Below are 12,679 nucleotides of genomic sequence, written 5' to 3' on the forward strand. Positions count from 1 at the left end.
ATGATACAGATAATGACAGTAGCATAAATGTTGTAGCGAATGAATTAAATATATTTGGTAAAGGTGTAAGTGGTAATAACACTCTCCTAAATCAAGATACATTAGTAGATCTACAAAATAAAGCAATAGATACACAAGTATCAAAAATTCATGTAGCTACTTCAAATGATTCAGAAATGGAACTTAGAATTGGTACAGAATCTCTTGGTATATTGTTAGAAAAAGATAATTGGGCATTACAATTTGTAAATAGTGGTTTTACAACTCCTTCTTTAGGACAGTTAGGTGCACAAGTAAATAGCACTTATGAAACAGTAAATGATTGGAGTTTTACTAAAGAGGTTGACTACCCATTATTGAATTCAGTTTCTCAAGCGGTATTGGAAGATCTTGTTTTTAAAGTTGGAAATACTGATAAAGTTGCATTTAGAGCATATGAAACTACGTCGTTCTCAATTGACAAGATCTTTACATTAGATACAAGTAATTTTGAAGTATTAGATTACAGTAGTATGATTCCGACATTTGGTTTACAAAAAATCGATAATAATATCTTAGTCGATGATGATGTTTTAACAGTTGATGAAATTGACAACCTTTTTGAATACTGGGTTGAAGATATTGCAATATAAAGTGATTTATAGTAAAAATTATAGATTAAAGGATATAAAATGAATAAATGTGCATTAAAATTACTCCTAATAGTTATGTTAGCTGTATCTTCTCTTCAAGCGAGAGAGGTAAGTTTAGAACAAAAGATTTCGAGTCTTTACATTTCATTCTTTAACAGAGCAGCAGATGAAGATGGACTTAATTATTGGAATGGTTTAGGAGAAACTGCAGCTGATAGAGGCGAAGATATATTAAACGTACTTAAGGAACTTTCTTCTGGATTTGCAGCACATCCAACTTTTAACTCTACATACGGGAGTATGGGTAATGAGGCATTTGTTCAAGCAATTTATCAAAACTCTTTAGGAAGAGAAGGAGATGCACAAGGTGTAGCATACTGGAAGGGTCTTCTGGATAATGGTAAGTCAAGATCTGATATGGTAGCTGAGTTTATGGAGTTATCTTTAACTCTAGACTTAACACCAGAGAACTTTCCAGACCTATCAGCTGAAGATTTAACTGCAGCCATAGAGAGACAAGACCTAATTACAAATAAAGTAGAAGTAGCTTTATATTTTACAAAGAACTTAGGTAGCCTTACAAAGATAGCTAATACACAAGACCCTGAAAATGATCCAGCCTATATAGCTTCTATACAAGTGTTAAGTGGAGTAGAGAGTACAAGTGAATCTGTAACGTCGGCTACTAATAAGATAGCCCAATATCTTAGCGAGGATGACCCAGTTACTTCTATAGTAGAGAAATGGGATATTGATGATTCAACACCAGTAGCCAATGCAGGTGTTGATCAAGATGTAAATACAGGTACAACAGTAACCCTAGATGCTTCAAATAGCTCGGGGAGTGTAGGTACACTTACATACTCTTGGAGTATAACATCTCAACCAGGTACAGGTAATGCGACACTTAGTGGTGCAAGTGTAGTAAATCCAACTTTTATAGCTGATGCAGATGGTACTTATATAATAGGGCTTATTGTGTATGATAGTGGAGTTGTTAGTCTTCAAGATAGTGTAAGTGTAGTTGCTACTACCCCAAACTCTGCCCCCACTGCAGATGCAGGAGCTGACCAAAATGTAGAAACAACATCTTTAGTATCATTAGATGGTTCATCAAGTAGTGATGCTGATCCAGATACTTTAACATATAGCTGGAATATAACGAGTAAACCAGATGGAAGTACTGCAACACTATCAAGTGCAACAGCAGTATCTCCTACATTCACAGCTGACGTTGATGGTACGTATGAAATTAGTTTAATTATTAATGATGGAGAAGTCGATTCTAATACAAGCGTAGTGACTGTAACTGCCATTACTCTAATACTTATAGTTCCAAATGAAGAGGTAACAGCGCTAATCTTGAAGGCTAACTTATTAGAGTCCACTACTGGACTTGAATCTATGATTGATACGCATTTACTTTATAGCAAGTTACTTGTAGGGAGAGATTTTATAACCGATACGAGTGCTAAAGATATATTAATTACAAATGTTAATAACTTTCTAGGTGGGACAAACACTTTTTTTACAAACTCAGTAGATAGACTTACATTTGCTTCTAGTATATTAGACATTGATGCTGCAGCAAAAACTCTTGAATTAACTACCGTAAATTATAGTAATGGTCTTATGATTGATACTTTGAGTGCTCTGTGGCAATTTTCTGAAAATAAAGTAGTGAGAACAATTGAACATACTTATTTGAATGGAGATAAAGAAGGTACAACAAGCAACTCTACCTATACATTTGAATATAAAAATGCTTCAGATGGGATTGTTGTAGTCTTTAATGAAACTGTTGTAGAAAAAACTAAATATTCAAACTATACTGATAGTTTTAACGGTAGTTATATAGGTACTGCATCCTTTTTAAGATCCTCTGATGATAGTATAATTAAACTAGTAGGCTCAACATATACGCAAGAACATACTCAAGAAAACTCACTAAGCGGTAGTAATCATTTAAATGGGCTCATCACTACTGCAGATATGAGTGCTACTGTTGAAGATCAACTAGATAATACTCTCTCTTTTAAAGGAGAATTTGTACTCCAGAATAATTCTTATGGAGAAATAGAAGGTAGTATTGAAATTGATCCAGAAGACGCATTTACAACTAAGGACGTAAAAAATAATAATCAAATTTCAAAAGCTTCTCTGCTAATAAAAGAGCTTATTGAAGTAGTTACTTCTGAACTTTATGTCGGTAATTGGAATGGAAGCTTTACTAATAGCTGTTCGGATATAAATGGTTCAATAACAATTGATTATGAAACATTATCTTGGTTTGGACACGATGGCAACCAAACTTATTATGGAACGACTATTACTATTGGAAATAATGCTGCTGCTTTATATGATAGTGCAATAAAATGGGGAACATTGACAGTGAATGGAGATACTAGTAATGGATTATGGAGTGAAAATGGTTGTGAAGGTAGTGTTACATTATCTAAGTAGTTAGAAAATATTTAGCATGAAAGAATAATATTTATCTTACTACTGAGTAATAGTTTATAAGAATGAATGTTTTAAAGAGATAGATAATTGCAATCTGTAGAACTACAGAGTATAAAGTCTCGAAAGAGACTACTATATTTATAGTATAATCTCAAAATATATTTAAATAAGGACTATTATTTTGAAATTAATTTACTTTATAATGATAACACTATTTTTTACAACATTTTTACATGGGGAATATCTTCGTAGCATTAAAGTTGGATCTTTTGTGTCAGAAAGTAAAGCTCAATCGGAACTCAAAAAATTAAATAAATTTGTAGAAAAGCATACAAAAATTGCTGATTTACAAAAGGCTTGGGATTTTACATTTAAGTACAGAAAGTCTGGCTCACACTATGTAATCACTACACAACCGCTTAGAGATAGAGCTGTAGTTCAAGAAATTATCGACACTTTACGCCTTTCATACCCAGATGCATACGTTACAAGATTAAATACCGCAACTCCATTTATAAAAAAAGAAGCTCCTTCCATAATTTTAGAAAAAGATGAGGTAGAAGAAATTCCTGCTCTTAAGATAGAGAAGACCGAAGTAGGCGAAGAGAAAGAATCATTAGAATATAATTTTGATGAAAAAAAGATGAGCACGCATACAGTAGTTACAATACAAAAAAATGTTTCAGAAGTAAATGATCTAAATCTTACCATTAATGTGGAAGATATAAATAAAATTATTTTTTATTTTACTAAAAGAGAGAATAAAGTCTTTAAGCCTGTACCAGTAACTCTAAATAATTTGATTCAGGAAAGTGTTAAGCGTAATTCAAATATTATTATACAAAAAATTCAAGCAGATATAAGCAGAAAAAAAATCGAATACGAAAAAGGAATATTAGACCCAATATTATCATTCTCAGCTTTGAAATCTCAATCACATGTCCCAAATGATGCAATAGATGCAAGTATTCAACTTAAAAGTGAATATGAAGATGACATTTCAGTATACGATGTGGGTATTGGTGGTTTATCAAGCATAGGTACTAAATGGGATATTAGTTTTTCACAACAATCAAAGTGGAGTACCTATATTGAGCAAAGTTATCCGAATGAGTATAGCAATAAATTAGACCTAAGTTTGAAGCAACCACTTTTAAAAGGATTTGGTTCTAAGAATACTTTAATAAAAATTGATATGGCAAAAATTAGTTCGCTTATAGCACAAAGTGAATATAAAAAACAGACTATGGATTTAATTGGAACAGTTATACAGTTATATTGGAAGTTGTATGGCACATACAAATTATACCTGAGCTGGGAAAATAGTTTAGGGATAGCTAATGAACAACTTGTTAAAATAAAAAGTGGTTTGAAATATGGAACACGATCAAATTTAGAACTTTTTAGTGCTCAAAAGAGTGTTTCATTAAGAAAGGTTCAATTATATAATACGAAAACATCTATTTTTGATATTCAAAATAAAATATTAAATTTACTTAGTTTAAGCTCTTCAAATAATGACAATATCCTTTTCATCCCAATTGATACTGCATCAATAGATAAAATTACGATACCAGAATTTAGAGTAAGTTATGAAGCAGCTGTTACTAATTGGCCGGAACTTGAAATACTAGAAAAAAAACTTCATATCTCTAAGTTACAAGTTGAATATGCAGAAGATCAATTATTACCTCAATTGGATTTTACATTTGGTGTCAATAAACGTAGTTTAAATATTGATTCTCATGATGCAAGAAAAGATTTAATAGATGAAGATTTCACATCATGGTCATCAGGTCTTGAACTAACTATTCCTATTTTTAATGATTATGCGAAGCAAAGCCATGAAATGGAAAAGTTAAAATATCTTCAAAGCAGTTTAGAATTAAATCAGTTAAAAAGAACTTTAGACAATGGTCTTCATAGTAAAATCATAAATTTGAAGAATAATAAAATTAGTTATTATGAATACTTAAATGGTATTTTGTTTCAAGATAAGTTAGTAAATATCGAATATGAAAGACTTAACCTTGGAATGTCATCTATCATTGAAGTTTTTGAACAACAAGAAAATTTGATACAATATAAGAGAAAATTATTTAACAATTTAGTAGATTTAAAATTATCTGAAGCTTCTTTACAAAAAGCAACAGGAGTTTTACTTGATAGATTTAGTATACAGTTAGATAATCAAATAAAATATGAAATAGCAAAGGATGCTCAATATGGCAATCAATAAGTTTTTAGTTCTAATAATACTAGGGGGTTCTATCTTTGCGCAAGATACCTTTATTGGTGTGGTCAAGCCAAAGCATAATATTAAACTAAGCCTTCCTACCGATGGAACTGTTCACAAGATAGTTGTTAAGGAAGGGAGTTACGTAAAAAAAGGGAATCCGCTTATAGTCTTAGATAACAAGCTTCAAAAATTAGAGACTCAAAGAAGAAAGATGATTTGGGAAGATAAATCAAGGCTTAATTCAGGTTTGAATGAAGAAAAAATATTATCTTCACTTTATAAATCAACAAAAGAGCTTTATGAATCATCTGGGGGTATTTCAAAATCAGAACTTCAGTCTCTAGAGATAAAATATTATACTGCGTTAGGACAACTAAAATTTATACAAGCTAATGAAAAACAAGAAAGTGTAGAATATAAAATAGCTAAAAAATTACTCGATCAACTTACATTATATTCACCAATAAGTGGTGTTGTTACAAAAATTAATATTGATTTAGGAGAGTTTGCGAAAAATACGGAACCTATTTTAAGTATAGTAGATAGTAAAACTTGTTTTGTAGAACTCAATGTTGATAAAGATACTTTATCTAAAATAAAAAAAAATCAGCTTATTGCAATAACAACGGTAACAGACTCAAATAAAGTAACCAAAAAAGCAAAAATAATTTTTATCTCCCCAATTGCAGATAGCTCAAGTGGTTTATTTTTTGTAAAAGCAGAGTTTAGTAATAAAAAATTAGAAATCCTTCCTGGACTTACAGTTACTGTAAGTCTTAAATAGTAGTTTAGAACATGGAAATAACTGACTTACTTAGTGAAATAAAAAGTTTAAAATTTTCAAATACTTCAGAGCAAGATTTTTGGAAAGTTTTTTTAAAAGATATAGCAAAACTCAATAAATCTCAATTTAGTTTACTCCTTAATTTCAAAGATGAGCAATGGAATTTGAAGTCCAGTTATGGATTTGAAGATTTTTTAGAACATGAAAAAGAGATTTTGCAGATTGGTGTCACTATTGGGACAAGAGCATTAAAGAATGGATTTTCTTATGAAAAGCTACGTTTAAAATGGAATAATTCAACTTCTTTAATGGGCGTTGGTATAAAAATTGAATCTATTGATGAAAATTTAGTCCTTTTTTTATTTATAGAGCATGAAAATAGTGTTTTATTTAAAAATAGTGTAGCAAGATTAAATATATTATCAGATATATACTACTCATATCGTAAAAATAATTCCCAAGTTACTTTGGTAAATGATGATACTATAGAGAGAAAAAATGAAAACTCCTTTAAGGATGCAGTTGAAATAGTCTCCTTACTAATATATAACAAAAAGTTCCTTTTAGCATCTATGACATTTGTTAACGAACTGGCTACAAGGTTTAATTGTTCAAAAGTAAGTATAGGATGGAAAAAGAAAGAATATGTTCAAACTGTAGCAATTAGCCATCGTGAAAATTTCATAAGAAAGACAGAGGTTGTAGATAAGCTAGAAGCTGTCTATGAAGAGTGTTTTGATCAAAACCAAGAAATACATTACCCCAAGCTAGATGATACTTTTGATATTACATATGCACATAAAGATTATCTTTTGGAAAATAGAATTAAAGAAATACTTTCTTTACCATTGAGGATTGATAATGAACTCATAGGAGTTGTCCTTTTTGAAAAAGCAAAAGAAGAATTTACAGAAGAAGAGCTGATAATACTCCGTTTAATAACAAATCAAGTTACTCCAATACTTAATAATTTATATATTAATGATAGAAATATTTTTTCAAAACTTTTGTATAAAGCTAAAGAATATCTCTCTTGGTGGTTAGGTGTAAATGACACTTTGATTAAGTTTTTTGTTATTGTGATTTCTTTTACAATAATTACTATTTCTGTAGTAGATATGGACTATAAAATAGAATCCTTAGGCTCAATTAGTACAGATAATATATCATACATTTCCGCACCTTTTGATGCTACTGTCTATAAGGTTGAAGTGCACTCTGGGGATATCATCAAGGAAGGTAAATCTTTACTTATGTTGGATACGAAAGAACTTTATTTGAAATATTCCGAAGCTATCGCCGATGTATCTAGATATTCAATTGAAGAGCAAAAATCTCGTAGTGCAAATAAATTAGCAGATATGCAAATTGCTAAGGCTAAGATTAATCAGTCAAAAGCAACCCAACAACGAATTGGGTACTATCTCAAACAAGCAAATATAAAATCCTCTATAGATGGAATAATAGTTGAAGGAGACCAAGAAGATCTTTTAGGAAAGCCTGTTTCTAAAGGAGATATGTTATTTAAAATTGCGCAATTATCAGGCTTCTATTTAACGTTGAATGTAAGTGAAGAATATATAAATGAATTTGAAGTTGGTAAAAAAGGAAACTTTGTATTTTTAGGAAAAACTGCTGAAAAGATTGAATTTATAATAGATAAAATTATACCAATGGCTACAGTTGATGGAAGTAAAACAAACAGTTTTGTTGTAAAAGCACAGTTCCTAAATCCTCCAAAAAAATGGTGGAGACCTGGTATGAGTGGTATGGCAAAAGTAAATGTTGGTGAAAGAAAAATTATTTGGGTTTTCACACATAAGTTTGTTGATTTTCTTAGACTGTTTTTCTGGATTTAATTTATGGTTGGAAATATTTTCAGTGAGTTATGGCATAGGGTTAGCGACTTAGAAGTATCACTTATATATAACGCTACAATTGAAAAACAACTCTATAGAGGAAGAGTCTGGTATGTTATAAGAGAACCATATAACAATAAATATTTTAGAGTGACTCCTAAAGCGTATAAGTTCTTAAATAGATTAACAGTTAAAAGAAGCATAAATGAAATTTGGGAAGAGTATTTAGAACATAATCCAGAAGAGGCTCCAACTCAGGATGAAGTTATAAAAATCTTAACACAGCTTCATCAATCTAATTTATTGTATTTTAAAAATATGCCAAATAATGAGCATATCTTTAATCGCCATGTTCGGAAACAGCATGTAGAACTTAGAAATAAATTTGTTTCATTTTTGTACTTGAAAGTTCCATTATGGGATCCTCAAAAATGGCTTATAAGATATGACTGGCTTGTTCGCTTATTAATCAACAAAGTAACATTAATTGTTTGGCTTATGGTCATTCTTTTTGGGCTTAAAATATTTGCAGACAATTTTTATAGTTTTAGTATCCAAGGGGAAGGGTTTTTAGCCCCATCAAATATGCTATTACTTTATATTTCCTTATTTGTTCTAAAGTTTTTTCATGAGATGGGCCATGCTATGATGGTTAGAAAATTTGGTGGAGATGTACATACCTTAGGTATTATGTTTATTGTTTTTACTCCTTTACCCTACATGGACGCCAGTAATAGTTGGTTGTTTAAAAATAAATGGCATAAAATTTTAGTGAGTTCAGCAGGTGTAATAGTAGAGCTATTTTTTGCAGCTATTGCAGCCGTAGTTTGGGTTAATACGGGGGATGGCATCATTCATAGTATTGCTTTTAACGTTATGGTTGTAGGTTCTGTGTCATCTCTTATATTTAACGGAAACCCTCTTTTAAAATTTGACGCTTATTATGTTTTATCAGACTTTTTAGAAATTCCTAATTTACAAACAAAGTCAGGGAATGTTTGGGTCTATTGGTGGCAAAAATACTTCTTTGATGTTGCTTCAATCAAGAAAGCATACGATACTAAAAAAGAAAGTATCTTACTCGCAGCTTATGGAATTTTAAGTTATTTTTATCGTTTATTAGTTGCTGTCTCTATTGCTCTTTTTGTTTCAGATCAATGGATTGAAGTGGGTATTTTAATAGTCATTGTTTCATCCTATATATGGATATTTAAACCTATTTCTAAATTTGTAAAATATCTCATACATGATGATGCTTTAATAGGGAAAAGGAAAAAAGCCTATACGATAACTTTTTCTATTCTCGGCTTAATCGTTTTTAGTGTGGGTTATATCCCTGTTTCTAGTTATATATACGCAAAGGGAGTAGTTCAATCACGAGAACATTCAAATGTTTTTTCAAAAACAGAGGGATACCTCACTACAGTTTACTTTAATGATGGAGAGCGAGTTAAAAAAGATGATTTACTTGTTACATTTAAGAATCCTGAGTTATCCATAGAGATTGTTGGAATAAAAGCAAAAATTCAAGAAGCACGTTTAATGCTATTAAAATCAAGAAATGAATCAATTGCTGATATTAAAAATCTATCAGAGCAAATGAAAGTACTAAATGATAATTTGTTGTTTTTAGAAGAAAAAAAGACTAATTTAAATATTTATGCAAGTAATAATGGAATGTGGGTGTCAAATAATCTTGGGAACTACTTGGGTACATATATAAAAATAGGTGATAAAATTGGAGAGATACTTCCTATACAAAAATTTGATTTTGTTGCTGTTGTATCTCAAGAAGATTCCTCAGACTTATTTGGGATAATTTTAAATTCTGAAATAAAATTGTATTCTGACATTAGAAAGACATTAGCAACTAAAGAGTTGAATATTATTCCATATGAGACATATGAACTTCCTTCCCCTTCCTTAGGTTGGCAAGGCGGAGGCGATATTATGACAAACCAAGAGGATAGAAACGGAGTACGAACTATAGAAGCGTATTTTAAAGTTATTGCAACCTTAGATGAAAGTGATATTTTCTTTTTATATAATGAGCGAGGAGTTCTCCGTCTAAAAGTCCCTGATAAAACATTAATTGAATCTGCTGTTGAATCAGTGAAAAAATTATTGCAAAAACGATATAAAATATGATAAACCTACATCAGGAATTTCAAAAATTAGATATAACAAAAGAAGAAAAGTCATATACTGGAATGGATTCCTTCGTTCATAGCATAGTTGGACTTGCATATAAACAACTTAAATTCACAAATAATTTTAAAAAAGCAGCAGAAAGTATTTATCTATTATCTTTGAGTCTTTCAATTTTAAGTGACAAACAACTTGATGGGAAACTTGAGTATTATAGAAAAAAGATTAGGTTTAAAAAAGCAAAAAAGCAAGATTTATATGATGCATTAGCTTATGTAAGCGAGACATCTTTTAGAGTGTTAGGTATAAGACCTTACAGTGTCCAGTTAATGGGTGTTTTAGCGCAACAAGAAAATTTTGCAATTGAGATGTTACCAGGAGAAGGTAAAACAGTGACAGCTGCATTATCTGGAATAATGGCAGCTTGGAGTGGAGAGCCTTGTCATATAGTTACCTCGAATGATTATCTTGCTTCTCGAGATGCCAAAGAGATGCAAACCTTATATAATAGATGCAGATTAAAGTCAGGCTGCATAACAAGTACAATGCAAGAGGATGAGCGTAGAAAAAATTATCTATCAAATGTGGTTTATGCTACTAGTAAAGAGCTTTTGGCAGATTTTTTAAGGGATTCAATGAAAGATAACATAAATAACTTTGATTCCTATCTTATTAATAAGTTTACATTGAAAAATGCAGTAAGTCAAAAAGTTATGTCAGGACTTCATACTGCAATAATAGATGAAGCAGATAGTGTTCTGGCAGATGAGGCTATTACTCCTCTGATTATATCGGTGTCTTCAAATAATGAAGTACTTAAAAATGCAACAATAGTTGCTAGACAAATAAGTGAAGAATTAGCTGTAGATGATGATTATTTAATAAATAAATCAATGAAACAGGTCCTTTTTACGAAAGAAGGAGGAGAAGTGATTACCTCTTCTAAGAACTTATTTCCATCTGTTTGGCAAGAAAAAAGTAGAAGAGAGTTTTTAGTACAACAAGCTTTAAATGCAAAATATTTTTATTTTAATAATGTTGATTATATTATAAATAATGAGGGAGAAATTGTTTTAGTTGATGAAAAGACTGGAAGAATGATGGAAGGTCACTCTTGGGGATCGGGACTTCAGCAAGCTGTTGAAGCAAAAGAGTTTCTAGAGATTAGTGACCCAACACAAACTCATATGAAGATGAGTTTTCAAAGATACTTCAGATTATACAAAAAGATATCTGGTATGAGTGGTACACTACAAAATTTAAGAAACGAACTCTGGCATATATATAAACTACCAACAATCAAAATACCAAAAAGAATAGCAAATACTTATACACTGTATGATGCAGAAATTCATTCCACAAAAGAAGAAAAAACTCAGGCTATAATTAATAATATTATAACAATACATAAAACAGAAAGACCAATTTTAGTTGGGACGAAAGATATTAAAGAAAGCGAAGAATTAGCAATACTTTTAATGGAAAAAAATATAGAATGTACTGTCCTTAATGCTCTTAAATATGAAGAAGAAGAAGAAATTGTGTATCTTGCTGGGATAAAGGGTACGGTAACTATCGCAACTAATATGGCTGGAAGAGGAACAGATATTAAGATTGATGATGAAATTGATAAGTTGGGTGGCTTACATGTTATTGCCAGTCAGAAATTTAGTTCTAACAGAGTGGATTTACAACTTTATGGACGAACTGCTAGACAAGGTCAAAATGGAACTGTTCAGCAAATTTTTTCTTTTGAAGATGAACTGTTTGAAAGGTTTTCTAATAATTCAATAATGAAAATTTTAATGAAATATTCAGAAAATAAACTAAGTAAAAAAGCGTTTATGGCACTTTACAAAATTATTCAGCTTCTTATGGAAAGAAAAGCAACACATATTAGAAAAAAAATATTACAAAAAGATTTCTCAACTAACGAAATGCTCTCTTTTAGTTCTAATGATAAGTAAATACTTTAGTTTATAAATGTACGTTTTTTGCTATAATTAATTTTCACAGGAGATAATATGGCTACCATACAAGAAAAGATTGCAGGGCTTTATATTGCTTTTTTTAATCGAGCAGCAGATAAAGAAGGTTTACAGTATTGGGAAGATGAATCCTTACGTTTAGATGAAAATTCTGCTATAAAAACACTAGCTGCAGGTTTTGCTACACATGAAAAGTTTACATCTCTTTATGATAACCTTAGTGATCAAGAATTTGTAGAAGCTATTTATATGAATACTCTTGGTCAAGCAGGAGATACTGAAGGTATAACATATTGGACAGGAGTACTTGCTAGTGTTAGTCGTTCAGACATGGTAGCTGAATTTGTATCCGCAGCATTAGACTTTGATAGAAATGACCCTCAATACGAATCCTTATCTGAGGAAGTACTAAATAGTGCACAACAAAGAAAAGATTTACTCAGTAATAAAGTTGCAGTATCACTTGATTTTATAGATAAACTCGGTGATGAAACAAATGTCACTAACCTAGATAACCTCGAAGAAGACCCATCTTATCTTGCCTCAATTAAAATTCTTTCAGAAAT

The 12,679-nt window shown here is 30.7% G+C and carries 8 protein-coding genes; all 8 read left to right on the plus strand.

The annotated features are described in order from the left end of the window. Window positions 1-632 (plus strand): hypothetical protein (locus ACI9TV_RS14400; RefSeq protein WP_415251518.1); only part of this gene is annotated, 632 nt, incomplete at its 5' end. A 39-nt stretch (window positions 633-671) separates the two neighbouring features. Next, window positions 672-3,095: a PKD domain-containing protein gene (locus ACI9TV_RS14405; protein WP_415251519.1), complete on the plus strand. Its 2,424-nt coding sequence runs from the start codon at window positions 672-674 to the stop codon at window positions 3,093-3,095. A 181-nt stretch (window positions 3,096-3,276) separates the two neighbouring features. Continuing rightward, a complete protein-coding gene (locus tag ACI9TV_RS14410) occupies window positions 3,277-5,334 on the plus strand; it encodes a TolC family protein (RefSeq protein WP_415251520.1) in 2,058 nt (685 codons plus the stop codon). Continuing rightward, a complete protein-coding gene (locus ACI9TV_RS14415) occupies window positions 5,321-6,118 on the plus strand; it encodes an efflux RND transporter periplasmic adaptor subunit (protein ID WP_415251521.1) in 798 nt (265 codons plus the stop codon). Before ACI9TV_RS14410 ends, ACI9TV_RS14415 begins: the two co-directional genes overlap by 14 nt. Before the next feature lie 11 nt (window positions 6,119-6,129). Further along, the gene (locus ACI9TV_RS14420; protein ID WP_415251522.1) at window positions 6,130-7,977 is read left to right on the plus strand and encodes an efflux RND transporter periplasmic adaptor subunit; all 1,848 of its coding nucleotides are present in this window, start codon (window positions 6,130-6,132) and stop codon (window positions 7,975-7,977) included. 3 nt (window positions 7,978-7,980) lie between these two features. Beyond that, window positions 7,981-10,125: a biotin/lipoyl-binding protein gene (locus ACI9TV_RS14425; RefSeq protein WP_415251523.1), complete on the plus strand. Its 2,145-nt coding sequence runs from the start codon at window positions 7,981-7,983 to the stop codon at window positions 10,123-10,125. Further along, the gene (locus ACI9TV_RS14430; protein WP_415251524.1) at window positions 10,122-12,092 is read left to right on the plus strand and encodes a hypothetical protein; all 1,971 of its coding nucleotides are present in this window, start codon (window positions 10,122-10,124) and stop codon (window positions 12,090-12,092) included. The genes ACI9TV_RS14425 and ACI9TV_RS14430 overlap by 4 nt, the downstream gene beginning before the upstream one ends. A 57-nt stretch (window positions 12,093-12,149) precedes the next feature. After that, window positions 12,150-12,679: DUF4214 domain-containing protein (locus ACI9TV_RS14435; protein WP_415251525.1), on the plus strand; the 530-nt coding region annotated here is incomplete at its 3' end.

Origin of the sequence: Sulfurimonas sp. (genome assembly GCF_047622445.1) — a bacterium.
Classification (GTDB): domain Bacteria; phylum Campylobacterota; class Campylobacteria; order Campylobacterales; family Sulfurimonadaceae; genus Sulfurimonas.